Annotated in this window: 31 protein-coding genes; 16 read left to right on the forward strand and 15 right to left on the reverse strand. The window is 42.1% G+C overall.

Annotation, left to right across the window (positions count from 1 at the left end; translation table 11 throughout):
• Nucleotides 1-177 precede the first annotated feature (177 nt).
• Together ACX0HA_RS00275 and dnaA are read right to left on the reverse strand one after the other, a co-directional pair.
• On the reverse strand, nucleotides 178-645 hold the full coding sequence (locus ACX0HA_RS00275; protein ID WP_458843256.1) for a low molecular weight protein-tyrosine-phosphatase: 468 nt from the start codon (nucleotides 643-645) through the stop codon (nucleotides 178-180).
• Nucleotides 645-2,072, reverse strand: coding sequence for a chromosomal replication initiator protein DnaA (gene dnaA / locus ACX0HA_RS00280; protein ID WP_458843257.1), 1,428 nt, complete (start codon nucleotides 2,070-2,072; stop codon nucleotides 645-647). The genes ACX0HA_RS00275 and dnaA overlap by 1 nt, the downstream gene beginning before the upstream one ends.
• Before the next feature lie 190 nt (nucleotides 2,073-2,262).
• On the opposite strand from dnaA, the gene ACX0HA_RS00285 reads away from it, so the two are divergent.
• A complete protein-coding gene (locus tag ACX0HA_RS00285) occupies nucleotides 2,263-2,667 on the forward strand; it encodes an acyl-CoA thioesterase (RefSeq protein WP_458843258.1) in 405 nt (134 codons plus the stop codon).
• A 126-nt stretch (nucleotides 2,668-2,793) separates the two neighbouring features.
• On the opposite strand, the gene ACX0HA_RS00290 is transcribed toward ACX0HA_RS00285, so the two are convergent.
• Nucleotides 2,794-3,393 (reverse strand): IMPACT family protein, encoded by a 600-nt coding sequence (locus ACX0HA_RS00290; protein WP_458843259.1) that lies wholly within the window; start codon nucleotides 3,391-3,393, stop codon nucleotides 2,794-2,796.
• 270 nt (nucleotides 3,394-3,663) lie between these two features.
• Between ACX0HA_RS00290 and ACX0HA_RS00295 the strand changes: the two genes are divergently transcribed.
• Together ACX0HA_RS00295 and ACX0HA_RS00300 are read left to right on the forward strand one after the other, a co-directional pair.
• Nucleotides 3,664-4,062 carry a hypothetical protein gene (locus ACX0HA_RS00295; RefSeq protein WP_458843260.1) on the forward strand — a complete coding sequence of 133 codons (399 nt, stop codon included), beginning with the start codon at nucleotides 3,664-3,666 and terminating at the stop codon, nucleotides 4,060-4,062.
• A 6-nt stretch (nucleotides 4,063-4,068) separates the two neighbouring features.
• The gene (locus ACX0HA_RS00300) at nucleotides 4,069-4,662 is read left to right on the forward strand and encodes a hypothetical protein (RefSeq protein WP_458843261.1); all 594 of its coding nucleotides are present in this window, start codon (nucleotides 4,069-4,071) and stop codon (nucleotides 4,660-4,662) included.
• A gap of 384 nt (nucleotides 4,663-5,046) precedes the next feature.
• On the opposite strand, the gene ACX0HA_RS00305 is transcribed toward ACX0HA_RS00300, so the two are convergent.
• Nucleotides 5,047-5,664 carry an HAD family hydrolase gene (locus ACX0HA_RS00305; protein ID WP_458843262.1) on the reverse strand — a complete coding sequence of 206 codons (618 nt, stop codon included), beginning with the start codon at nucleotides 5,662-5,664 and terminating at the stop codon, nucleotides 5,047-5,049.
• On the reverse strand, nucleotides 5,642-6,712 hold the full coding sequence (gene ribD, locus ACX0HA_RS00310; protein ID WP_458843263.1) for a bifunctional diaminohydroxyphosphoribosylaminopyrimidine deaminase/5-amino-6-(5-phosphoribosylamino)uracil reductase RibD: 1,071 nt from the start codon (nucleotides 6,710-6,712) through the stop codon (nucleotides 5,642-5,644). Before ribD ends, ACX0HA_RS00305 begins: the two co-directional genes overlap by 23 nt.
• A gap of 257 nt (nucleotides 6,713-6,969) precedes the next feature.
• On the opposite strand from ribD, the gene ACX0HA_RS00315 reads away from it, so the two are divergent.
• Nucleotides 6,970-7,473, forward strand: coding sequence for a GNAT family N-acetyltransferase (locus ACX0HA_RS00315; RefSeq protein WP_458843264.1), 504 nt, complete (start codon nucleotides 6,970-6,972; stop codon nucleotides 7,471-7,473).
• Between the two features lie 180 nt (nucleotides 7,474-7,653).
• The gene (gene prmC / locus ACX0HA_RS00320; protein ID WP_458843265.1) at nucleotides 7,654-8,499 is read left to right on the forward strand and encodes a peptide chain release factor N(5)-glutamine methyltransferase; all 846 of its coding nucleotides are present in this window, start codon (nucleotides 7,654-7,656) and stop codon (nucleotides 8,497-8,499) included.
• Nucleotides 8,500-8,888: 389 nt separating this feature from the next.
• Here the strand turns inward: prmC and ACX0HA_RS00325 are convergent, their stop codons facing one another.
• Complete coding sequence (locus ACX0HA_RS00325; RefSeq protein ID WP_458843266.1) at nucleotides 8,889-10,136, reverse strand: ABC transporter permease; 1,248 nt, start codon at nucleotides 10,134-10,136, stop codon at nucleotides 8,889-8,891.
• Nucleotides 10,137-10,287: 151 nt separating this feature from the next.
• Here ACX0HA_RS00325 and ACX0HA_RS00330 point away from each other — a divergent pair, with 151 nt between their 5' ends.
• Together ACX0HA_RS00330 and hisS are read left to right on the forward strand one after the other, a co-directional pair.
• Nucleotides 10,288-10,974 (forward strand): hypothetical protein, encoded by a 687-nt coding sequence (locus ACX0HA_RS00330; protein ID WP_458843267.1) that lies wholly within the window; start codon nucleotides 10,288-10,290, stop codon nucleotides 10,972-10,974.
• Nucleotides 10,975-11,623: 649 nt separating this feature from the next.
• Entirely contained in the window at nucleotides 11,624-13,051 is a 1,428-nt protein-coding gene (hisS, locus tag ACX0HA_RS00335; RefSeq protein ID WP_458843268.1) for a histidine--tRNA ligase, read from the forward strand.
• 219 nt (nucleotides 13,052-13,270) lie between these two features.
• On the opposite strand, the gene ACX0HA_RS00340 is transcribed toward hisS, so the two are convergent.
• From ACX0HA_RS00340 to ACX0HA_RS00350, 3 genes are all read right to left on the reverse strand, one after another.
• A complete protein-coding gene (locus ACX0HA_RS00340; protein WP_458843269.1) occupies nucleotides 13,271-13,504 on the reverse strand; it encodes a hypothetical protein in 234 nt (77 codons plus the stop codon).
• 164 nt (nucleotides 13,505-13,668) lie between these two features.
• Entirely contained in the window at nucleotides 13,669-14,250 is a 582-nt protein-coding gene (locus tag ACX0HA_RS00345) for a hypothetical protein (RefSeq protein ID WP_458843270.1), read from the reverse strand.
• A 75-nt stretch (nucleotides 14,251-14,325) separates the two neighbouring features.
• Nucleotides 14,326-14,940, reverse strand: coding sequence for a hypothetical protein (locus ACX0HA_RS00350; protein ID WP_458843271.1), 615 nt, complete (start codon nucleotides 14,938-14,940; stop codon nucleotides 14,326-14,328).
• 184 nt (nucleotides 14,941-15,124) lie between these two features.
• On the opposite strand from ACX0HA_RS00350, the gene ACX0HA_RS00355 reads away from it, so the two are divergent.
• Together ACX0HA_RS00355 and ACX0HA_RS00360 are read left to right on the forward strand one after the other, a co-directional pair.
• A complete protein-coding gene (locus tag ACX0HA_RS00355; RefSeq protein WP_458843272.1) occupies nucleotides 15,125-15,334 on the forward strand; it encodes a hypothetical protein in 210 nt (69 codons plus the stop codon).
• Complete coding sequence (locus tag ACX0HA_RS00360) at nucleotides 15,324-15,719, forward strand: hypothetical protein (protein WP_458843273.1); 396 nt, start codon at nucleotides 15,324-15,326, stop codon at nucleotides 15,717-15,719. The genes ACX0HA_RS00355 and ACX0HA_RS00360 overlap by 11 nt, the downstream gene beginning before the upstream one ends.
• Nucleotides 15,720-15,954: 235 nt before the next feature.
• Here the strand turns inward: ACX0HA_RS00360 and ACX0HA_RS00365 are convergent, their stop codons facing one another.
• Entirely contained in the window at nucleotides 15,955-16,149 is a 195-nt protein-coding gene (locus ACX0HA_RS00365; RefSeq protein ID WP_458843274.1) for a hypothetical protein, read from the reverse strand.
• 341 nt (nucleotides 16,150-16,490) lie between these two features.
• On the reverse strand, nucleotides 16,491-16,949 hold the full coding sequence (locus ACX0HA_RS00370; RefSeq protein WP_458843275.1) for an NUDIX domain-containing protein: 459 nt from the start codon (nucleotides 16,947-16,949) through the stop codon (nucleotides 16,491-16,493).
• A gap of 43 nt (nucleotides 16,950-16,992) precedes the next feature.
• On the opposite strand from ACX0HA_RS00370, the gene ACX0HA_RS00375 reads away from it, so the two are divergent.
• Together ACX0HA_RS00375 and ACX0HA_RS00380 are read left to right on the forward strand one after the other, a co-directional pair.
• Entirely contained in the window at nucleotides 16,993-17,493 is a 501-nt protein-coding gene (locus ACX0HA_RS00375; protein ID WP_458843276.1) for a DUF1648 domain-containing protein, read from the forward strand.
• A gap of 2 nt (nucleotides 17,494-17,495) precedes the next feature.
• Nucleotides 17,496-17,990: a DUF1648 domain-containing protein gene (locus tag ACX0HA_RS00380; RefSeq protein WP_458843277.1), complete on the forward strand. Its 495-nt coding sequence runs from the start codon at nucleotides 17,496-17,498 to the stop codon at nucleotides 17,988-17,990.
• Nucleotides 17,991-18,039: 49 nt separating this feature from the next.
• Here the strand turns inward: ACX0HA_RS00380 and ACX0HA_RS00385 are convergent, their stop codons facing one another.
• A complete protein-coding gene (locus tag ACX0HA_RS00385) occupies nucleotides 18,040-18,696 on the reverse strand; it encodes an EcsC family protein (RefSeq protein WP_458843278.1) in 657 nt (218 codons plus the stop codon).
• Nucleotides 18,697-18,976: 280 nt separating this feature from the next.
• The gene (locus ACX0HA_RS00390; protein WP_458843279.1) at nucleotides 18,977-19,228 is read right to left on the reverse strand and encodes a hypothetical protein; all 252 of its coding nucleotides are present in this window, start codon (nucleotides 19,226-19,228) and stop codon (nucleotides 18,977-18,979) included.
• Nucleotides 19,229-19,434: 206 nt separating this feature from the next.
• Between ACX0HA_RS00390 and ACX0HA_RS00395 the strand changes: the two genes are divergently transcribed.
• The gene (locus tag ACX0HA_RS00395; protein WP_458843280.1) at nucleotides 19,435-19,692 is read left to right on the forward strand and encodes a hypothetical protein; all 258 of its coding nucleotides are present in this window, start codon (nucleotides 19,435-19,437) and stop codon (nucleotides 19,690-19,692) included.
• A 66-nt stretch (nucleotides 19,693-19,758) separates the two neighbouring features.
• On the opposite strand, the gene ACX0HA_RS00400 is transcribed toward ACX0HA_RS00395, so the two are convergent.
• Entirely contained in the window at nucleotides 19,759-20,496 is a 738-nt protein-coding gene (locus ACX0HA_RS00400; RefSeq protein ID WP_458843281.1) for a DUF3667 domain-containing protein, read from the reverse strand.
• Nucleotides 20,497-20,660: 164 nt separating this feature from the next.
• On the opposite strand from ACX0HA_RS00400, the gene ACX0HA_RS00405 reads away from it, so the two are divergent.
• Together ACX0HA_RS00405 and ACX0HA_RS00410 are read left to right on the forward strand one after the other, a co-directional pair.
• A complete protein-coding gene (locus tag ACX0HA_RS00405; RefSeq protein ID WP_458843282.1) occupies nucleotides 20,661-21,491 on the forward strand; it encodes a hypothetical protein in 831 nt (276 codons plus the stop codon).
• A 30-nt stretch (nucleotides 21,492-21,521) separates the two neighbouring features.
• Nucleotides 21,522-22,085, forward strand: a complete 564-nt coding sequence (locus ACX0HA_RS00410) for an outer membrane beta-barrel protein (protein ID WP_458843283.1) — start codon at nucleotides 21,522-21,524, stop codon at nucleotides 22,083-22,085.
• Nucleotides 22,086-22,120: 35 nt separating this feature from the next.
• Here ACX0HA_RS00410 and ACX0HA_RS00415 read toward each other — a convergent pair whose 3' ends face one another.
• A complete protein-coding gene (locus ACX0HA_RS00415) occupies nucleotides 22,121-22,567 on the reverse strand; it encodes a hypothetical protein (RefSeq protein WP_458843284.1) in 447 nt (148 codons plus the stop codon).
• Between the two features lie 197 nt (nucleotides 22,568-22,764).
• On the opposite strand from ACX0HA_RS00415, the gene ACX0HA_RS00420 reads away from it, so the two are divergent.
• Both ACX0HA_RS00420 and ACX0HA_RS00425 read left to right on the forward strand, forming a co-directional pair.
• On the forward strand, nucleotides 22,765-23,631 hold the full coding sequence (locus ACX0HA_RS00420; protein ID WP_458843285.1) for a hypothetical protein: 867 nt from the start codon (nucleotides 22,765-22,767) through the stop codon (nucleotides 23,629-23,631).
• A 346-nt stretch (nucleotides 23,632-23,977) separates the two neighbouring features.
• The gene (locus ACX0HA_RS00425) at nucleotides 23,978-24,187 is read left to right on the forward strand and encodes a hypothetical protein (RefSeq protein ID WP_458843286.1); all 210 of its coding nucleotides are present in this window, start codon (nucleotides 23,978-23,980) and stop codon (nucleotides 24,185-24,187) included.
• The last annotated feature ends 94 nt before the right edge of the window (nucleotides 24,188-24,281 follow it).

Consider the following 24,281-nt stretch of genomic DNA (forward strand, 5'->3'; position numbering starts at 1 on the left):
ATTTAGATATCTGCAAAGGTCAGTTATTGTGCAGAGATAAGCAAAGTTTTTTGGGTTTTCAGTTGGTGTTTGTCATTTCGACCGGAATGAAATGGAGCGGAGAAATCTCTCTTTAAATCCTGAGATTTCTCCACTTCGCTGTGCTGCGGTCGAAATGACAGAGCGTAAGTATAAATTTTAAGAATGCTCCTTCAATAATTTTTTGGCTACCAGTTCACAGGCTTCGTCCAGCATATCATATACGTTGTCAAAACCTTCGGGGCCGCCGTAGTAAGGGTCGGGAACATCAATTTTCTGTCCTGGAAAGATTTCATCCATCATAAGTTTCACTTTGGCTTTCGCCGAAGCATTAGGAGCCAGTTGCTGCACATCACGCAGGTTGGAGCTGTCCATTACATAGATGTGGTCAAATTCGGTGAAGTCGGATACTTTTATTTGACGTGCTTTCTGGCAGCTGATGTCCAGTCCGCGGTTCTTTGCCGTAGCGACGGAACGGTGGTCGGGTCCTTGTCCGGCATGCCAATTGCCTGTCCCGGCTGAATCCACGATAAAATCGCCCGCAGGCAATTTAGACTGCAGGATACCTTCTGCCAATGGAGAACGGCAAATGTTCCCCAGGCAAACCATTAAAATCTTAACGGGCATTAGATCGATAGTTTTTTGTTGATGTCGTCAACGAACTTGCGGAATTGCTTGTCGGTAGTTACAAGGTTGTCAACAGTTTTGCATGCGTGAAGCACGGTAGCATGGTCACGGTCGCCAATTTGCGAACCGATGTTGGCCAATGACGCTTTAGTGAACTTCTTAGCGAAGAACATTGCCAGCTGTCTTGCCTGTACTACGTGGCGTTTCCTTGTCTTAGACTGAAGGGTGTCAACATCAAGCTGGAAATAATCCGATACTACTTTTTGGATGTAGTCGATAGATATTTCGCGCTTTACGTTCTTAACGAACTTCTCTACTACCTGTTTAGCCAGTTCAAGGTTCACCTCACGGTGGTTGAATGACGACTGGGCGATAAGCGAAATGATTGCGCCTTCAAGTTCGCGGACGTTGCTTTTGATGTTCTTGGCAACATATTCAACGATCTCATCGGGCATCACTACACCGTCACGGTAAAGGATGTTGTTAAGGATAGATATCCTTGTCTCATAGTCAGGCTGGTGAAGCTCGGCAGAAAGACCCCATTTGAAACGGGACAATAGCCTTTGCTCAATATCCTGCATATCTACAGGAGCCTTGTCTGAGGTAAGGATTACCTGCTTTCCGTTTTGGTGCAGGTGGTTAAAGATGTGGAAGAAAACGTCCTGCGTACCTGTTTTTCCTGAAAGGAATTGTACGTCGTCAATGATCAATACATCTATAAGTTGGTAGAAATGAATAAAGTCATTTCTTGTATTCCTTTTTACCGAGTCGATATATTGCTGCGTGAAAATTTCGGCAGAAATATAAAGTACGGTCTTTTCAGGGTATTTGTCTTTGATCTCAATACCTATTGCATGTGCAAGGTGGGTCTTACCCAAACCTACGCCACCGAATATCAACAGCGGGTTGAACGATGTTCCGCCCGGCTTATTGGCAACAGCCATACCTGCAGAGCGGGCAAGCCTGTTAGAGTCACCTTCGAAAAAGTTGTCAAAGCTGTAATTTGCATTCAGCTGCGATTCGATTTTCAGGTTCCTGATTCCGGGTATGATGAAAGGATTTTTAAGCTCCGGGTTTTTGTTCTGCAGGGGTACATCTACCTCCTGAGGCTTAACCGGCGCACGATGGGCACTTGGCAGCTGCTCTGTAAAAGGCTGCTTATTGCCATAAGTGTTTTCCATCTTAATTTTATAGAGTAACTTTGCAGTGTTACCAAGTTCTTTTGTAAGGGCAACCTTCAATAACTTTACATAGTGTTCTTCGAGCCATTCATAAAAGAATTTACTCGGAACCTGAATATAAAGAGCGTTATCAGTTAACTCAACTGCTCTAATCGGTTCGAACCAGGTTTTATAGGCCTGATCCTGTATATTGTCTTTTATAAAAACAAGACAGTTGTCCCATACCGATTGCGCAGTTTTAGTCATGAATCCTGAATATTAGATGTTTATAATTGGTTGTCTACAAATAGAAAGAGCAGAAAGAATTGCCCCTGTTTGAGAGAACAAATATGAACACAATTTTTTGTAAAAAAAAACAATTGCCGTATTGATTTTATAAAAAAAATATTGTAAGCATTAAAGTAAAGATTTAATAAAAAATTAACTAAAAATAAATATGATTTTTCACGAATTTAGAGTAAGAGTTCGATATGCCGAGACCGACCAGATGGGCGTAGTGTATCACGGTAATTATGCACAATACTTCGAAATGGGACGTGTGGAATGGCTTCGTAATCTGGGAGTTAGCTATCGTTCGATGGAAGAAAGCGGAATCATGCTTCCTGTTGTTTCCTTAACAATGAACTATAAAAAACCTGCCCGTTATGATGATTTGTTAACAGTGCGTACGATCTTCAAAGAACAGAAGTCGGTTAAGATAGAATTTGACTATGAGATACTAAATGAGGGCGGTGAGTTATTAACAACAGGCAACTCAATGTTAGTGTTTGTAGACATGAAAACAGGCCGTCCGACTGCCCCTCCCGACTATATAACAGAACGCCTGAAAGCCTTAGTTTAGTGTGTTTTTCGTCGGGTTATAGATGCTGTTTGTCGTATTTTTCTTTAACAGTTTTTGATTTTAAGTGTACTGTTTATAGTTGACAGTATTGGGTTTAGTGAAGCTAAAACGGTTAACAGTAAACTGTCAGCTTATAACTATTTCATATAAATTCTCAAATGCCTCTAACACCATTGGGGCATTTTTTTTTCGGGTAGCGATTACTATCTCACAGTCCATTTCCATTTTTTGAGAAACAATATCAAGGTTCTTTTCCTTGATCACGCGCATTACCTTGTTCATGTTCTGATAACCGAACTTAAGAGTGTAATGCACATCGATAGTCTTCTCAATAATGTCCGATGCTTCCAGCGCCATCTGTGCCGAAGTCTTATAAGCAGTGATGAGTCCGCCCACACCAAGCTTCACTCCTCCAAAGTAACGTACCGACACTACGAGTACATTGGTTACGCCAAAACTCTGTATCTGCCCATAGATGGGCATGCCTGCCGAGTTGTTGGGTTCGCCATCGTCATTGGCACGGTAGTAAATCTTCTCGGTACCCAACTGAAATGCATAACACCAGTGGCGCGCCGAGTGGTGCTGCTTCTTCAGGCTTTCAATGATACCTTTTACCTCGTCTTCACTGTTAATAGGATAGGCATAGCCAAAGAACTTGCTGTTCTTTTCTTTAAAGAGCGTTTCTTCAGATGGTGCCGCGAGTGTTTTATAGGTATCGATTTCCATAGGGAGGGCAAATTTACGAGAAAATTAGTTTACAGTCGCAGTCACAGTTTACAGTTTTGTGTAGGTAGGTTGTCGGAGGTCGGATGTCCGAAGTCCGAGGTTAGCCTCACCCCAACCCCTCTCCAAAGGAGAGGGGCAGCTTCACTCTTAGATTCTAACACATCGGCAAGAGTGAACAGGCAAGAGTAAGAGTTCCCCTCTTGAGAGGGGTTGTGTTTCTTTTGTTTATTGTAAGAAAAAAATCCTATACTTGTACCAAATAAACAATTCATGAAAACCCTCATTGCAGCCTTACTGTTTAGTATTTATTCTTTTGGGCAGAACCCTGCCTGCGGGAGAACCATTACTAATGACGAAATGGCTGTACTGAACCGGGAAAATGTTAAGCAGTACGAATATAAGGACAGTGATTTCGATATGCTCGCCGATCTTACTACCGAAGTGATGGGGTTATATAATGATAATTATGTGTTTGAAGTCTTTTTTTTCATGAAGGATAAAAAGCGCATCGGTATAACCATAGCGGGCAGCTTTAATGATGAGATCCGTGACAGGATAAGCTGTTACCTGTTGGTAACAAAAATGAAGGGCCTGCCGGATAAACGGTTTCTTTTGTTTCAGGATGTAACATCAGAAAAGGTAGTATATAAAATAACCAATGAGAAGTAAGTGAATATGAAGAAAAAACTCGCGTTACTTTTATTTTTTTTCACGGGAATTACTTTCGCACAAACTGTGTCGGAAATCAATACTTTTATAGGTATTCCTGACTCATTGGAATATGTGAGCGAGATGCGTATCTATAAAAAATATTCAACTACAAATGGTACTGAAATCTTTAGGATTTATAATAATGGTAAAGAGTATAAGGCTAAGTTTTATAGGTATTTCGGAATGGTTGCAAGTTGTGTGTATGAACGCTCTTTTACAGAAACTGATCTTAAAGGAAATTTAGGGAATGAAAGGGCATGGATGGAAATTAGTGTTTCTGGTATAGAGCATCTTCCACAATGGGAAATGTTTGAATACAAATTTCAAAAACCTAAAATTGTATTCTATGAAGGATGTTATGCATACCAGACGACCCGAACGGCTGTTAGTGATGGTGTAGGGTATGATATCTTTTATAAGAGTGGAAAAAATAGAAATCATATAGAATATGGTAATCCTGAAAGCTATCTTGAGAGGTTTCCGGGAGTTGATGAACTTGAAATGTTTTCGCAAATGTTGAATACAGTCAGAAAAGAATTTGATATATGGAAAGATTGAGTTAATCCATTCCCTACGGGAAATTTCAATGTTTTATTTCTCTTGCTACCGAAATTAAATCGCTACGCGATACCTGGCAGAGTAGTTTCCCGTTAGGGAAATAATTTTGGTAGCATTTATGAAACCCGAGTCATTTTCCCGTAGGGAATGAATACGTTATGACGAACCTGAAAGATTCGCATACATTAGCCGGAAGCATCGCCTTCGGGGTAAGAGTGAGAAAAATCCGTGTTCATCTGTACAATCCGTGTCATCCGCGTTTTGAATTTTTAGATTGCCACGCTCCGTTGCACTGTGCTCGCAAACTTAACGAAGTGGTTCGACGAAGTCAATGACAGAAAGTTTATCGTGTATGAGTGAAGCTTCCATCAACTGACAACCAAACTAAACGTCGTCCAGATTAATTACCTTCTTATCAAAAAGTTCCACCACATCTTCTTCGCCTTTTTGCAGGTTCCATACCTGAAAGCCTAAAGCTTCGGCGGCATCAGTGTTGAATTTCTTATCATCAACGACTAAGGTGCGCTTAGGTTGTATGTCGTGTTTGTTGAGCAGGTAGGTGAAAGCTTCAGCATCGGGTTTGCGGTGGCCGATCTCATGTGAGAAATACACCTTCTCGAAGCATTGATAAAAATCCATGTAGAAAGACGCCTCAACATCACGCTCGAATTTCTCGATATGAATAGGGTCAGTATTACTGAGTAGGAATAAACGGTAATTGTTGGCAAGATTTTGAAGGAATTCCAGGCGGTATAGCGGAAAATCGGCTATACCGGCATTCCATGCTGCTTTAATTTCTTTCAGCGTGGCATTAGGCATGTCCTTCTGAAGCCCTTTCAGGAAACCTTCGGCATCGATTACACCGGTTTCCAGTTGCAGTTCCAGCTTCTCATGCTCATCGGTCCATGCTTTCAGGCCAAGATCGGCAAGTGCCTTATCCTTTGCTTCACTAGTCTTATTTATGAAAATATCACCAAAATCAAATATAATTGCATTCACCATAATTCCTGTAAATTATAAGTTCGTCATTCAAGATCATCTCCTGATGTATGGGTCTGGCGGCAAACTGCGGTGCTGGGGTACCGTCTTTAAAGATAGCGGTGCCTTTAAAAACACGTGCTTCGTCCCACAGGTTGGCATCAATAAAAGTCTGGAGCGTTTGGCGCCCTCCTTCTATGATAACCGACTGCAGGTTGTGCCTGTAAAGCACTTCGGCGATTGTTTTTGGCAGATTGTCGTCAAAAGCTATGCTTTCATACAACAGGGTACCTAAGTTAGGCAAATCGGACGTTTCCGTCAAAATAATTGATTTAATTTTATGATTTTTAACCGAGTGGTCATCTGATATCCTGTTGCTTCTGTCTAAAACAATGCGTACCGGCGATGGCCCTGTCCAACTCCGAACGTCAAGGCTTGGGTTGTCGTCAAGAACGGTTTGCGTACCAACGAGTATCGCCATCTCTTCACTGCGCCATTTGTGTACCAACTGACGGGAATATTTGTTGGTGATCCAAATAGGTTTCTGTTCGTCTTTCTGTTTCGGACTCAAAAAACCATCAGCACTTTCTGCCCACTTTAATATAATGTACGGGCGTTGCTTTTCGTGAAAGGTAAAAAAGCGTCGGTTGAACTCTCGGCACTCGGCTTCAAGTACGCCTACAGTTACATTTTTGCCTGCTTCCTGTAGCTTGCGGATGCCATTGCCTGCCACCTTTTCGTTAGGGTCAACGCAGCCAATGACGATGTTTTGTATCTCATAACGTATAATAAGGTCACAACAGGGCGGTGTCTTGCCATGATGGCTGCACGGCTCAAGGCTCACGTATAATGTAGCTTTCGGAATAAGATGTTTGTCAGCTTCTAAAACCGAATTCAGGCAGTTTACCTCACCATGCGGACCGCCAAAAGGGGAGGTATGGCCTTCGCCAATGATTCTGCCTTCATAAACCAGCACTGCTCCGACTGACGGATTGGGCATGGCTTCGCGCAGGCCGTTGGCAGCCAGTTCCAGGCAGCGTCGCATATAGTGTTCGTGGGGTGTTTGTGACATAGGAGTTGCAAAGTATCAAAGTTACGAAGTTTTTGCAGAAATATACTTGATGTTAATCATAGCTATTACGCAGAGATTCGCTAAGAAGCACGAAGTCACACAAAGTTTCTAAGTTTTGTGAGTACTCAGAGCAAAATCCTGTCATGGCAGGAAACTTTGTGATCTTATAAGATAAAAACTCAGCGAATCTCTGTGAAATTCTTTGTGTGTCTCTGTGGTACAGCTAAAATAATCTTCAATTCCGTAACTTTGCACTAATGAACAGCATCATCCGAAAAATAGAACAAAAAGACAATGCCGAAGTGGCAGCACTCATCCGCAGTGTGCTGATAGAATATAACGTGCCAAAAGTAGGTACGGCCTACGCCGATGCCGCGCTCGACTGCATGTATGAGACCTATTCGGCAGACAATGCACAGTATTTCGTGGTAGAGAAAGACGGAAAGCTCATAGGTGCCGCAGGGATTGCACCGCTCGAAAATGGCCCTGCCGATGTAGCAGAACTCCAAAAAATGTACTTCCTGCCCGAAGCCCGTGGTACGGGAATGGGGTCGGCGATGATGGAGACCTGCCTTACTTTCGCAAAAGAAGCTGGCTTTGCCCGATGCTACCTCGAAACCATGCCCTATATGGAAGCCGCCCAGAAATTATACCGCAAAAGCGGATTCGAATATCTCGATGCACCAATGGGTGATACAGGCCATAACTCGTGCCCGATTTGGATGATAACTACGTTAGTAGGTAGTGATCAGTCACAGTAGGCAGAGAAACACACCCCTAGCCCCTCTCAAGAGGGGAACCAGCTTCACTCATACTCTATAAGAGTGAGCGGGCAAGAGTAAGAGTTCCCCTCTTGAGAGGGGCTAGGGGTGTGTCATAGAAAATGAGTAAGCAAAATCCGCGGTTATCCGCCTAAATCCGCGTCATCCGCGTTCAATAGAATGAAATTAAGAGACTATCGTAATTTTTTTATCGAAAAACTCACTCCGCTATACGACAGCATGGAGGCAGAGAGTTTTTTTGCCATAGCCCTCGAAGAGCTTAAAGGCTGGCGACGCACCGACCTTGCCCTGAATCCCGATGCGGAACTGTCAGGCGACGAAATCGATAAGTGGAATGCCGTACTTGCCGAACTCGAAACGCAGAAACCCATACAATACATCTTTGGCAAAGCTCATTTTTACGGACTTGAGTTCGAGGTCAATCCCAATACCCTTATCCCGCGTCCTGAGACAGAGGAATTGGTAGAGTGGATCATCACTGAGAACAAGGTAAAAGGGCAGCTAAATCTGCTTGATATTGGTACAGGTACGGGTTGTATTGCTATTTCGTTGGCAAAGAACTTAACGGATGCCTCGGTATCGGCGATAGATGTTTCGGAAGGTGCTTTGGCTACAGCCAAAAGGAATGCAGTGCATAATGGTGTCAATGTGAATTTTATCCTTACAGATATTCTCACTGCCGAAACACTTCCGCAACTTTATGATGTGATCGTTTCCAATCCGCCTTATGTGCGTAATCTGGAAAAAGAAGAGATAAAAGAAAACGTACTGCAATACGAACCCCATCTGGCGCTGTTCGTAGAAGATAACGACCCGTTAGTATTCTACCGGAAGATTGCACTTTTAGCCAAAGGACAGCTTTCGCCGAATGGCAGGCTGTACTTTGAAATAAACCAATACTTAGGGCCCGAAACCGTACAAATGCTCGAAGACTATGGCTTTGAGAATATTGTCCTTAAAAAGGATATGTACGGGAACGACAGGATGATTGGTTGTGGTGTTTAGGGGAGAGGGTGTAGGGTTTTATAGTACAGATAGGTTTCCCCTTCTCTGAAGTCCCGATAGCTATCGGGAGTAGGGCGGGGTAGTTAAAATATTATGATAGGAACCACCCCGGCTTTCAGCCACCCCTCCAAGGGAGGGGAATCCTACTCAAACCCGCTCACTCTTCTAAAGTATGAGTGAAGCTGGTTCCCCTCTTGAGAGGGGCTAGGGGTGTGTTTGTAGAAATGAGTAAGCAAAATCCGCGTTCATCTGCCCAAATCCGCAGCTTGCCCAGCTTTAGCAGGGTCATCCGTGTTAAATTGATAAAGAGTATCTATAAGCATGAGTGGAGTTCCCTGTCTGCCGACAGGCAGGCTGCCTACTGCAACTGAACACTGCTTACTCAAAAATTACTCGTACCTCAATGCCTCAACAGGGTCGAGGGCAGCGGCTTTAATGGCCGGAAATAATCCCGATACGATAGTTACGATAAAAGTAGTTACCAGCGCGGCAAACATGGCTACCCACGGAATGGTGAAAGGTGCTTTAAACACCAGTATTGTCAGGGCACTGCCCACAGCAATACCAAGGAATAAGCCTATTGCCCCGCCAATTAAGCTGATTACAAGTGTTTCGGTAAAGAACTGCATGGCAATGGTAGTCTTTTTGGCACCAAGCGATTTGCGTATGCCTATCTCGCGTGTGCGCTCACTTACCGATACCAGCATGATATTCATAAGTGCGATAGAGGAACCAAAAACAGTAATGATTCCTATTACCCATGCGGCTACGCTTAGCGCCTGGGTATCCGAAAGGAGCTGTTTTAAGAGTTCGTCGCTGCGCTCTACGCCAAAGTTGTTCTCCTGTACAGGGTTCAGCTTTCGCACACGGCGCATGGTTAATATGGCTTCGTCTACAGCTGCGCCAAGCATCTCGTGGTTGCCTATCATCACCTTGATATCATAGTTGATATTTGGGGTTGTAAACAGCGAACGTGCCAATTGTATAGGAATGATGAGCCTTAGATCCTGGCGATTGCCAAAGGTAGAGCCCATTTCTTTCAGTACGCCAATGACCTTAAAGCGCGCACCGCGCACCGAGATAACCTTGTCTATGGGATTTATGTCTTTCAGGAGTCCGCTCTTTACGAAGTCGGAACCTACAATACACACATAATTGTTGTTGCTGATGTCGAAGTTATTGAAGTTGCGTCCCTGAGTGGTTTCCAGTCCTGAGTTGGGGAGGAAATACTCATCGGCACCCACGATATTTACTTCGGGGTCGGTTTTTTTGTCTTCATATTTTACCTCAATACTGCTGGCAGCGCTAAATGACAGCGACGTTACAGCGGCAGGATAACGGAATTTCTCCTGAAACTCCCTTGCCTGCGGGTAGCTGATGATAGGGTTTACTTTTTCTTCGCCATTATTGCGGCCTATCTGGTCAGAAAAGTCATAGCGGCTAAGCGAAAAGGTATTGGTACCCATGGCGGCAAAGTTGCCCGTAATGGTGTTTTTAAGACCGGCAACAAAAGTAAGTATGCCCACAAGGGCGAAAATTCCCAGACCGATGATGAATACGGTCAGAATGGTTCGTAGCATCTGGCTTCGTATCGAATCAATTGCTATCTTTGTATTTTCCCTGAACAGGTTAAACATGGTTCGTTTTTTGATGCCACTAAAATAATGAATTTGTTTAAGTTTCAGGGTTGCAAAGGAGCAAAGTTTCAAAGTTCCGGACTTTATGACTTTTCCCTTTACGACTTTTGACTGTAAAGCCTTCTTCAAGATTTGACTACATACATTTGTAATGAGCGACGTTCGCTATTTCAATTTTCCTGTCGTATTGCTTCAGGACTTCATGACCGATTCTTCTAATGTACTTAAAAACATTTTGCATTATGCTGTTTATGCGCATTCCCTCAAACTTGACTATGGAGATGAGATGGAAAGGCTAGAGCATTCCCTTGCGTATTATGGTATTCCCTTAGAAGATATGGATGCGTTTTTTTGCAAAGCGGAAAGCATATATTTATCCATGCCTGGTGCTGTACCCATGACAGGTATTAATGTTGATGTTTTTTTTAGCTATTTTGTGAATGATAAATCAGAGTTCGAAAAAATATGCCTGCTCGGTTTTTTAGCCTTTAAAAGCATCATAGGCAGAAAGGCTTATTTTAAGCTCGATAACAAGCTTTGGCTTTCGCGAATGGATGGTCACCCAAGGTCATGCGGTACAGATTTTTTGAGCAAGGAAGTCCGTAAATACTCAAGTGAGTATATGACCAAAAGAATTAAGAATGAGCTGAAAGATAACTGGGGACTGAAATCGTATAGCCGATACACACGGGGATTCTATGTGAGTTTTGAGCTGACCCTTGAGGATTTGGTAAAGGTTGCCGAGAAAAACCGAAAATTGGTTAAGGAGAAGCAAAAACGACAGGAAGAAAAAGAACTGGTCCATAAAGTATTGCAGGAACTCAAAACGGCTGTATAGGTAAGTTTTAGCACATTTTTTATCTGATTTTTTTACTTCACTTTAAGGACTGGTTTTAGTTTCAGTTTGTGATGACTATCACGACCTAAATAAAGGTATTCAAATAAGGTACTAATAAAGAGAACCAAAAAGAGTCAAACCAAAAACCAAAAAAGCCTTAAACTTGAATTTTCAATTACAATTGCATTTACAAATGCAACTGCACAAGGAGATATTTTTTTGTTTTGACTCTTTTCTCTTTCTCTCTTTTCTTTTTTTGAGGTTTAGTGGGAATGGGAAAAAGGCTCACTCCTGCACAGGCACACCGGGGGGGGGGCGATCTGCAAGTTTTCAGTCTCAGTCTCAGTCACAGTTTTCAGTTATAGTGAGCAAATCCGCGTTCATCCGTCCAAATCCGCGTCATCCGCGTTCGATATAGTTAGTGGATTCAGTGTGGTTCTGTCATTTCGACCGGAATGAAATGGAGCGGAGAAATCTCAAATAAATTTAGCGTTTGAATCTGAGATTTCTCCATTACGCTGCGCTGCAGTCGAAATGACAGAATAACCCCGGACCTCAGACCTCTAACCTCCCACAGCCCTAAACTCTGCAACTTTGCTACTCTGCAATTTTGAAACTCCTTATATTTGCATTCTAAATAATTTTAAAGATGGCAACAAAACCAGGAATCCCGAAAGGAACGAGAGATTTTTCACCCACAGAGGTGGCTAAACGTCAATACATTATGTCGGCGATAAAGCATCATTTCGAGACTTTTGGTTTCCAGCCTATCGAAACGCCTTCGTTTGAAAATTCGGAGACCCTTATGGGTAAATATGGCGAAGAAGGCGACAGGCTTATCTTTAAGATACTGAATTCGGGTAATTTTTTCTTCGATAAGAACAAGTTACAACTACCTGCGTCTATTGATGAACTGCTTGCAAATTCATCAGAGACCATCAGCAAAGAGCAACTTATCGAACTGAATAAATTCACGGGGCGCATCTCTGAAAAAGCATTGCGTTACGACCTTACCGTGCCGTTTGCACGTTACGTGGTACAGCACCAAAATGATATTGAGTTTCCGTTCAAGCGTTACCAGATACAGCCGGTATGGAGGGCAGACCGTCCACAGAAAGGCCGTTTCAGGGAGTTTTTCCAGTGCGATGCCGATGTGGTAGGTTCAACATCATTATGGCAGGAGGTAGAGCTTGTGCAGTTGTATGATAATGTATTTACATCACTGGGGCTTAATGGTGCCGTGATAAAAATAAATAACCGAAAAGTACTTAGCGGTATCGCTGAGGTGATAGGCGCTAAAGACAAGCTTATTGACTTTACAGTAGCTTTGGATAAACTTGACAAAGTAGGCGAGGATGGCGTGAAAAAGGAAATGCTGGAGAAAGGCATTACCGAAGACGCGATTACCAAAGTACAGCCGCTGTTCAATTTTACGGGAACGATCGATGAGAAGCTTGCCAAGCTGGAAAGCCTGCTTGCAACTTCTGAGGAAGGACTTAAAGGTGTAGCCGAACTGCGTTTCATCTGCGATAATGTTATGGCAGTAGGCATGGGCAAATCGGAGCTTGACCTTGATGTTACCCTTGCCCGCGGACTGAACTACTATACTGGTGCCATATTTGAGGTTACAGCACCTAAAGAGGTAGCGATGGGCTCAATAGGCGGTGGAGGCCGTTATGACGACCTAACGGGTATCTTCGGACTTAAGAATATGAGCGGTGTGGGTATCTCTTTTGGGCTTGACAGGATCTATCTTGTGCTCGAAGAGCTTAACCTTTTCCCTGAAACTGTTACCGAAGCTACCAAAGTATTGTTCATCAACTTTGGCAACAAAGAGGCTTTATATTCTATGAAAGCCCTTGCAGCACTTAGGTCAGCCGGCATTAAAGCCGAATTGTACCCTGATGCAGCGAAACTGCCTAAACAATTTACGCACGCCGACAGGAGAGGAATCCCGTTTGCGGTACTTTGTGGCGATGAAGAGATCAATTCATCTACGTTCAAGATCAAGAACCTTGCTTCGGGCGAACAGGAATCGGTAGACCTGAACGGATTGATTGAGAGATTGCAGAAATAAACATTGTATCTCCTCTGTCATTTCGACCGGAATGAAATGGAGTGGAGAAATCTCAGAGTATCTCTGTCTTATTTTGAGATTTGTTTCGCCAGTCGGCTTTCAGCCTCAAGTCTCCGTTACGCTACGCTTAAGTCGAAATGACAAAAGAATACAAAAAACAAACCCCCATCAGTTGCGTTGATGGGGGTTTTTTACTTTTTAAGTAAGGATGGTGAACTGTTACTGCACCGTGCTGTCAGTATGGATGTAGCTTCTCACTACGTTTCCTGTGTTGTCCTGACGGATTTCGATTCCTAAGATCTCAAACGGGCGCTCAATCTGGTTGCCGTTAAAGTCAAGGTAATCCATTACCAGCTCATCAAAGCTATCCGGATGAAGCGCTATTGCTACACTGTCGGTAAGCTCGTTTTCCAAAATGTAATTACGCATTGCGTCATAAGTAATTTTCTCCATGATATAGTGTTTAGGTGGGATAAAAATAATTATTTAGCCTACATAAAAACTATATTAAATGTTAAAAATTTTAACTTTAACAATTGACAATTTTGTTAAGCCGAGATTAATGCAGGAAATCTGACTAAATGTTATAAATATGTTAAAATTTGCATCCTCTGTTATTAATTACGGCTTGTACGTACCTTAAAATGGAATGTGCCGGATATCTGTCTGGTATTGGTTTCAGTGCCAATTTCATAGGCTTGCATGAGGTAACGGCATTTTACTTTAAAGAAGGCATCCGTCTCGTCATGGCCGACGTAGGTTATGGCAACCACTTCATTATAAGACTGGTCAGATAGTCCTGCAGTGCTTATAAGGTAGTCAGAAGTTCCTTTTGTAACAGGCAGTTTTTGCGAAAATTCAAACGGATTGGCATTTTGCCCAAACTCAGTAATGGCATATTTTTTCAGGTTCCCGGGCTGTACCATTGCAGAGCTGTCTGCCGGTATCGAAAAATAAAATGATTCTTTTGTAGATGCCGATGTAGCCGATACATAATTGGTGGTCTCATTTACCGGGTAAGGGTAAAGGTCCAGTTTTTCACAATTGATGAATTCTTCCCAGTCAGGGGTTTTAAAGCTAAGGTGCAGGGTGTTGCTAACTCCTCCGTTTCCGGGGTTATTTACATCGTCATTCTCATCAGAGCCCGAACAGGCAATGAACAGCATGGCGCATAAAGCGGTAAGTATTTTTGTTTTCATGATAATGGTGATTTGTAATAACAGTAAAGTTACTACTCACAAACCATTGGTAAAATCCCTATTTATAGGTAATTATTACCTGAAATCGATAATGTCGCCTTCGCCTTTATTGCCGGTTTTTGGCGTTTTGTCGGTAGCCAGCTTCCAGTCGATGTTTGGGTATTTCTTTTTAAGTTCGGCAAGGTCGCGTTCAAAACGCCCGTATACCACAATGCGCGGAGAGCCCGGCTGTGCAAGGTCATTGTAAGACAGTTCGCCCAGATAGGTTATCTCGCCTTTTTTAATTTCAAACGGAATCCCATACTCTTTACTGAAGCTTACATTTCCCATAGAGCCAAGTCCTTCGAGTACAGTATGCTGAAAGAAGTTATACTTGCCCGGTGCGCGCTCTATCACGAATGTATAGGACTGTCCATTGGCAAAATCGCCTGTAAAGCCACGTTTCTTTCCGTTACGTGCCTTGATCTCTATCTTGCCTTCGTTTTTCTTGATAAATTTCTTATCGTCAGATGTTGGCTTATACAAAAAACGGTAAATATCATTCTTAGGAGACTCGCTCTCAAAGGTGATGGTACCCACTGCAAGTCCGTTCTCCGAAGTTGACGAAAATGCCTCAACGGGCTTTTCAATAGTGGTCGATTTGCACCCGATGATCAGTAATAGTATTGGAAGTATATAAAGTGTTTTCATAGCAAAATTGTTGATAGTGTAAAGATACATACAAAGTTGCAAAGTCGCAGAGTCACAGAGTTGCAAAGTTTTGGTTGATGGGTATAAACCTATAAGCAAGTTGGGTTATTCCTGCAAGGTTTTAAAAACCTTGTAGGTATAATTCTCTAAAAAGTTATATTTGTGTGCCACCAATGACCTTACTATGAAAAAACTATTGCTGTTATCCGCTTTTGTCCTGCTTACATCTTTCAACGCCGAAAGCGACGTATACCTCTGCAATACCAAAGGAGGTAAGAAATATCATTTTACAAAAGATTGCCAGGGATTGCGTAATTGCCAAGGGGAAATCATTAAAGTAACACTGACCGAGGCTAAAGAGAAAGGCAAAACCATTTGCGGTTATGAGGATTAACAGAACCTATTCTAAATGGTCAGTAGCAATGATAGCTGCAGCAGCTTTGGCTGTGATTTTAAGCAGTTTTGAGCTTAGCGGCTTTGAAGGCCTTTTTTTAATATATGTTTTGATGTGTTTTATTATCGCAACAGAAGTAATTACAGTTTTCAGCGAAAACATGATTTTGAAAGGTATTGCTAATATCCTCACTCTTATTGTTTCGGGATACGGTTTTTTCTTTTTAATAATGATAGGCCTGATCGTTTTCTTTGGAGCAGCCGGAGGTAAAGTTGCTAATGTAACTTTAAGCTATACTCTTTTGATGATATGTAATGTAGTATTGTTCTTTGGTTCAGGTAGCCATCTTCTGAAACTTTTTTTGGGAGAGAACAAGAGTAGCTAAAAAAAACCTGCAAAGTCCAAAAGACCCTGCAGATTATATGATGCGCTATTCCTGCAAGGTTTTCCTCACCCCTGACCCCTCTCCAAAGGAGAGGGGAAATACTCTCCCGCTCACTCTTATAATTGAGTGAAGTTGGCTCCCCTCTCCTTTGGAGAGGGGCTGGGGGTGAGGACTGAATAAATAACCCCTGCAGGATCTAAATCCTACAGGGGTTATATATTATATTGTCATGTTACTATATCTGGTAAAGTTCGGTAAGGTAATAGATTTCCTTTTCGGTATACGCTTCCTCGTTACGGCCTTTAATGGCTGAACAGTTATAGGTGGTGTTGCCGTCTTTTTCGTGATTTATCTTCCATACAAAAAGAGGCACTTTTAATCCAAATTGTCCTGCACGGTAAACCTCGTCGTTAATGCTAAACTTTTTCATTTTTAAGTGTTTACGGTAAAGGTAGGTATTATAAATCCGGTAATGAGGGTAAATGGGATTTATTTATTCTTTTGTCTTGAAACAAAAGAATCAAAAATTCAAGGCTGAACTTCTTAGGCTACAAATCGAATCTTTCGGCTAAAAGATTTAAACTCGCTTCGCTCAAACAAAAAATCTTTTTTAACGTCTCAAGTTCCGATTTGCTTAACGCCACAAAGTTTAAGGCCTCGAGCTTCACTCAGTCGGCTACTCTTTGCGATTGCGTGAAGCTTAAATTCCCCTCCTCCGGAGGGGCTAGGGGTGTGTTTGCCAGGAATGAGTGATAAGTTCCACACTCAAACTCAAAACGCAAATAGGTCAACAACCTCCTCCAATAAAGCGACCTGCCTTTCATTGATCAGTACTTTGGCCTCCGCCAAATCAAACCACCCTGCTTTATCAACTTCGGGGAATTCCCTCATTTTGCCCGATTTTGGCGGCCATTCTATCGTGAAAGTATTGCTGGTAATCGTTTCGGGGTTGAGGTCACCCTTAGCTGCAAAGGCCAATACCTGTTTGCCGCCCTTTTGGATGATGGGCTGCAATGGGGTAAATGGTGAAACAGGTTTGTAGCCTGTTTCTTCTTCAAATTCGCGTATGGCACAGTCTAACGGACTCTCGTCGGGTAACAGTTCGCCCTTAGGTATCGTCCACCAGCCTTCGTGCTTTTTGGCAAAGAATGGACCACCCGGATGTACCAGGAAGAATTCGGTTTCTTTTTTGCCCTTGCGGTACAATACTATTCCGGCACTTTGTTTCATATACTGTAAAGTTACTCTTATATTTGTATAAGTAGTGTTACCAATGGAAAATCGCCCTGAAATACAGCTGAAAATGCAGCCGGCAGACATAGTCCTCGAAGTACTTGGCTGGACAGCCCTCATTGCGTTATGGGCGTATATCATCATCAGTTATCAAAGCCTGCCCGATGTAGTTGCTACTCATTTTGGGTCGGGTGGGGAACCGGATGGCTATGGCAGTAAGGAATCTACTTTTTTATCGGCTATTATACCAACGGTTTTGTTCATTTTCATGACGTTTATGCAGGGAAGGCCGCATTGGTTTAATTATACCGAAACCATAACCGGGGAAAATGCCGAAAGACAGTACCGCGCAGGTGTAAGGCTTATGCGTACGTTAAAAATGAGCATTTGCCTGGTGTTTCTTATCATAGAATATTTGTCGGTCAGGGTATCGACGGCAGAAACAGGAGAGTTCGATTTCGTTTGGATGTTTCTGGGTATCATGCTGCTCATAAAGCTGCCTCTGTTTTATTTCCTTATAAAATCGTCTAAAAGTAAATAAACATGTGCGAGCAACCGGAGATCGAACTGAAGCCTGAACGCATCGATAGTATTCTTGAAGTATTGGGTTATACTGCGCTGGCATTGCTTTGGTTTTTTATAATCTGGGAATACCTGAACCTTCCCGATACCATACCTATTCACTTCGATATGCACGGAAGGGCTGATGATTTTGGCAACAAATCGGCTGTTTTTGGTATGCCTGTAATTGCTACATTCTTATTCTTTATGCTTTTATTGATGCAGTTAAAAATAAGATCGTTCAGGATTACGGAATACATGGCTCCTATTGAGGCTGAAAAGCGTTATGCTTTTGTAAAACGCACACTTAGGATAATGAGGATTGCAATTCCGCTGCTGTTCCTTAGTATAGAACTTTGTAGCCGGAATAGATCCGAAGGCGAAGTGTCGAATAGTTGGCTAGTGCCTGCATTTTTTGCTTTGCTGTTTATTCCCGTTGGCTATCTGCTTATAAGGGCAATGAGGGATAAGCAATAAGTAATAAGTATTCAGTGTTCGAATAGGTATAGCAATTGCTTACCGGCAACTATTCCCCCTCGGGAAGTATGTATTCCTGATGATCGGCCCTGAAATAATCATCGGCGGTCTTGCCAAATTTTTGCATGGTGGTATAGTTAAAATATCCGCCTACAACTGCACCTACCCCAAAAGGTATAAGCCTGCCCAGTGCCGTGCCGCCACGTTTTGATCCATATTCGGTCACGAGCTTACGGGCAATCTTCTGGCGCATTCGGTTTCGAATCCTGTCGGTGATATGCTTGTCAAAATGGCCTGCTTCAATCTTGTCGCCTTTGGCCTGTGCCGCCTTTTCAGGAAGTACCACACCGGCCCAGATACCAAGTATAACGGTAAACTCGTCTTCAAAATCCTGCTGTATGTCCCTGCCATATAGCAGTCCCACTGCATAGGCAGTAGAAGCCATCCAACGCAGCATAAGCGCTACATCGGCAGATATTGCACCTGTTTCAACGGCTATCTGTGCCATCGTTCCCAGCCCGGGTATGGCTCCGGGTAAAGCGGTAACAGCACCTACAGAGGCATATTTGTTGCGGGTCTTTACTATATAGATGCGGGAAAGCTCACGTGGAGTCTTACCGGGATTGGCAAATTTCAGCTGCCGTACCTCGGTGTGTATCTCGTGAAAATGGGGCATGACCTTGAGTATAAGTTGGTGAAGGTCCATTGAAGAGGTTTTAGATTTAGATTTCAGAAATTGAGATGTGAGGCTTTTGCATTTTCCCTCATCTCTTTTTCGTTTAAGTAAATATAGCTATAAAAAACTAAAAGCGGGCCTTGTGAGCCCGCCCCCTTTCATGATCATCGTTTTTTATCTTTCGTCCCCCAACTCCAGATTGACGACCACAATTGGCCTGTTTCCAAAATAATTTTGAATAGGGTAAAATTACGACAAAGGTATGACATGAAAATACCTAACACTGGGTATTTTATTGTTAGAATGACCTTTAGTGCCTGTAATCTAGGGCGATGGGGTATTTTTGTAAGTATTTTTCGAGAAGGAGCCCTTGTTTGAAGCTTAATTTCCAGAGTATTTTGTTGGTGAGGGCGTCATACCATAATTCGACATAAAAATTATGAATGGCATAGAGCAGCTTGCGCACCTTGCCTTCAAAGCAGGCATCTATCAATACACCTTCGTTCCACAGTATGTGGTATTGTTCATCGTCATTTAGCCGTTTGTATTCATATAGCTTCATATCTCCCTAAATTACGGTTCGTCGTCGGCCATTCTGCATTCTACTTATAAACGCAGTACTGCCGGAGAATAGTATTACAAAATGTGGTGTGGGGCTATAGTACAAATATAACACTTTAAAAATTAAGCATTTATTAGTATTTGGTTAGCAAATTTTATGATTTACAATGCAGAACTTGCGCTATGTAAACTTAAATAACCTGAATTATGAAACTGCTGCTAATTTTACCCAACCTATTGCTTATTGCCATTTCAGGCATTAACCTGTATAACGAGCTTTCTGTTGCTCAGGTAAACAAGAACCTTTCGGTAATGGTACTTCACTTTTCGGTACTTATAATGTGCCTGGTGTTTGTAGGGCTTATTATAAAGTCAATGTTTAAAGTAATAGAAGTAGAAGAAACCGATTATGCAGCAACTTCCGGATACAAAGAGATAGACCTTCGTCATACCATACAAATGTAGTGAGCCCCGGGGGGAGGCCATTACATATACCAAAGACCCTGTCATTATTATTAATGGCGGGGTTTTTTATTGTACGGCGGCTGGCTTTACTTCTATAAGTATCAGCGCGGCACATATTGACATAACCATTATGCTTACAATATAGCATAAGGTTGTAAGCAGCAGGGCTTTCCATTTAGGTATGGTATTAAAGAACTGCGAGAAACCACGGTAAGCAAGAAAAAGGTAGATCAACGTCAGTATACCTGTAATGATAGCGATCTCCTCTTTGCTCTTCGCATAATATAAAAATGGTATGGCAAGTATGCTGATGCAAAGCCTCTGGCTGGCCAAAAAGCAGTTGAGTACTATGTGTTCGCTGAAGTTATAGCCCCTTCTTATAAAAAACAACCACGAAAAGAAGGCATAGTAGGGGATGGTGACTAATGTAAATAAGGAGAAATGATGGCCAAGCCATTCGTTGACGTTGTTATAATTTACCTCTTCTGAGGTACTGTATCTAAACGTGTTGATGTCAAATAAATGATAAATAAACCCGTACAGTGTTGCCATGATAAGCACCAGTGATACAGGCGCAAAATGGGCAATGCGTTTTCCCTGTATGTATTCGCGTACAGTATGCCCGGGGCGGATGAGCAATTGCCAAAGGGTATAAAATATGCCATAATCAAAATGGAAAAGGCCATGCTGCACATCGTGCCAGATGTACTTAGCATTTATGGGGTGCAAATGTGCAGGCTGCCCGCAGTTGTTGCAAAAGTTTCCTTCAAAAATGTTTCCGCAGTTATGGCAGGTATGAGGCATGATGGGGATTTTATACAATGAGCCACAAGATAGGATAAATAATTTTATCGCACTGTAGTATTTACCGGATAATCACTTGTTAAAGTTATATCAAAATTTATTGTAGCTTTATAACTGTCTGACTGTTATGTGCTAAATTTACTATCAATATTAATCCCTTCGTTATGAAAACGGTCTCTGCATTTTTATTTAAAATCCTGTTGTTATTATCGTTTTTAGCTTTTGTACCAAAGGCCTTTGCACAAGGTACTGATAAGGTATATATGCTTGACGGCAAAACCAGTGAAGGCAGGGTTATAGCTATATCAGGTGATAAGATAAAGTTTGCCTATAAAGGCGAAACGCTGGAGTATGAATTAAACAAGGCCGATATAAACAAGATAGTATTTGCAAGTGGCAGGGAAGAGACCTATAACTCGCCCAATGCAGTAAAGATATCTTCGTCATCTCCTACTGACAGAAAAGGAAAAATCGCTGTGCTTCCGTTCCATTTTACGACCAATGATAATCAGCTGATGTCTGCCGACCTTCAGCATCGCATTCAAAGTGACTGTGCCGATTCTTTCAGGCATGATGCAACAGGGCTTAATGTTATTGATCCTATGCAGGTGAATGCTATCCTCGCAAAAAATGGCGTAACCGAAGATAATATAGCCAGCCTTGCACCTCAGGATCTGGCATCCATGATGGGCGCACAGTATGTGGTATTTGGTACTGCCAATATTACTAACAAGGGTTCGCAAAGCTATGGCAGCGAGGTAAAGACATATAATGACAAAGACAAGAAAAATGGTTCTAAAGGCACCAGCGTGTCTTCATCAACAGGTACAACTACCATTACTTATGGTACCGATATCGAACTTCGCATATACAATGACCTGGGAGCTAATGTGCAAAACAGCTCACGAACTTCTTTTGGCGATACGCTCGATTCTTATAAGGCTACCATCAAATACCTTGTAAAGCGCACACCTTTTGGGACCAAAAGTAAATAGACTGTAATCAATATCTAACCCAATCATACCATGAAAAAAATCATTCTGTTTACCTTCTTCCTAATTTGCGGAGCCAATGCCTCTGCGCAGCTTGTCACTTATGGGCCACAATTTACCATAAACAGCACATCTGTCAGGTCTAAGGGCTATAATCATGATAAATCGGGCTCAGGCGCTAACTATGGAGGCTTTGTGCGCATTAATATACCAATAGTATATTTTCAGGGCGACCTGAGTTATTCAACATCTGAATTCACATTGTCTAAAGACGGCACTGCAGAAACAGATTATAAGATGTCAGGAACTGACCTGACTTTGTTGGTTGGCTTCAAGCTGGTTCCGTTGGGGAAGTTGGGTAACGTAAGGCTTTTTGGAGGTTATGACTGGAAGAGCTATTCCAGTACAGATACAAATAATAACCTGAACCACTTTGACACTGAGAGTAACAACAACAGTCTTGTAATAGGTGCAGGTGTAGACGTGTGGAAGTTTACCGTTGATTATCGATACCTATATGGTCTTACCGATATAGACCGCACGGGTGGCGAAGTAAAACTGAACCAGTCGTGTTTTGTTGTAGGGTTTAAGTTTTAAGCTGCTAACACAAATAAAAAAACGCTTTGATATCATCAAAGCGTTTTTTTATGCAATGCTTTTACAATGCACCCGGTTACTAATGCTCCGGCGAGGTAATAGCCTATGGTCAAAGCTTTGGTCTTATTGGTCCTGGTTACGGGTTTGTCATCCAGTCCTAAAGGTTCGGGCAGGGTAATGGCACCTACACCCGCTGTAAGACCAATGGCAACAGCCCTTTGCCAAATGTATTTTTCATCTCCTGCACCTATGGCGCTGTAGTATAATGTATTGCTCAGAATATCACCTGCAAGTGTTGCCTTATACAGGGTTTCTTTGTCTTGTATTTCGGCATCAAAATAGTCAAGGCTCTTTTCAAGGACTTCTTCGCCCAGCAGGTCTACCCGCGGCATGTCTTTGTCTTTTTTCTTTAGGGATTCGTGCAGGATGTTTAGGGCAATAGCACCCCCAAGACCGGCTAATAGATTGTGTATTTTGCTCATAGCAGTTTAAAATTATGTTGGTTACATAAAGTTCAGCCAAAAAAACAAGCATGGCTGTTATTGGCTCGTTAAAACTTTGATAATGCTTTCTAAATGGTCTTATAAAGTCCCAAAATCAGGTGTTTTTACCTGAATCTGCATATAGTCAAATCTATAACTTTGATTAAGAGCTTCATATAGTTTTATAAAGGATGGCAATGAATTCATACTCCAATCAAAAAGACACTCAGGCAGCAACTACTGCTGCTGCAAGTGTCCAGAAAAAGAGCGCAGGCACACAAGACGTACAACATGTAGATAACAGGCCTGAAGCTGCCGCACACGCTGCATTGCAAAATAAGATTGACAACAGCACACGGGTAAACCAGTTTGCAAAAATAGTTCCTCAGGGATTGGCCGGAGAGGTAGCACAGCTTAATGGCAAGAAGAAAGGCGAAGAGGGCAACAAGAAAGGCGAAGGGGGCAAGAAGAAAGGCGATGACTATTGTAACAACATCAGCAAATTAGTAAGGGCTATTGGCGATTCGTTTGACGATTCGTCAAACGAATCGCTTGACGAATTTCTCAATAAAGCGATAACAGATCAGTTGTCGATTATAGATACTAACAGACCACAATGTTCGGTATCTTCAGATCTGTTGACTGGTACTGATACTAATACAGCTGCTTATGGCGAATTTGCGGCAGAGGTAAAAAAAATTATTGGTGTTTTGAGCCTGCTTAAGCTTGATAGCAGTAAATCACATGTTAGAAAAGGCATACAATCAAATTGGGGTCCTCTTAAAACCCTTTTAGAATCAATTCCAGCTACATGTGTTGATAGCCGTGTGGGCGATGTGATTACTGCGGGTACCGAAGGTAATGCTGCAGCTATGAATGCTATAAATGCAGCATTGAAAGCACTACGAGATGCTTTGATAGCGCGCTTAAAGGTTTATCTGCAAGACATGTATGATGCCATACCTGTAAAAAAGAAAGATGATGATAAAGACAAGGGTGATGGAGGTGCAGGTGCAGAAGTGGGCGGAGCTCCGGGAGGCGGAGGATTAGTTGAAGCACATTAAAAATAAAAAGCCCCTGTAAAGGGGCTCTATGAAACCTGTTAAGCCTGTGGGGGCTTTGGCGTAACCGTTCCATTTATAAAATGGAATAGTAAGGTATAACGTGATGAATATAGTACCACAAAATTAATTGATAGATGTGGTTATATGAACGATATTTAACTAAAAATTAAAGAATTAGCGCTGTTGCAAATTAAAGCCAATATTAAGAAATCCTAAATTTTTATTAAGGTTTATCTTCATAAAAATATTTTGTGTAATTTTATAGGAAAGGAAGAAGTTCTACTGTAAATAAGGCAGTAAAAACTATCCTGAAAGATAAAGAATACTAACCCAAACACTCATAATTATGCACATCACTATCTTTAGAACGTTGTACAAACACGTTATCGATCATGACCTTATTGAGCGTATGTTAAAAAGAAACAACATTACTTTTGAAAGAACAGCATACGATTCCGGGTCACGTTACAAAATACTTTCTGACAACGAGCAGGAAATGAAAAATTTCAAACAAAAACTAAGGGAAATCTACCCTCAGATTGCGTTGAGCGCATAAACATACATAGTATTAGTTATTAATTCAGGAAAAGAGCTTCACATTATGGGAAGCTCTTTTTTTGTTAGGTATGTTATGCAGATGCAGTATAAAG

This window comes from Flavobacterium hauense, from assembly GCF_054457175.1.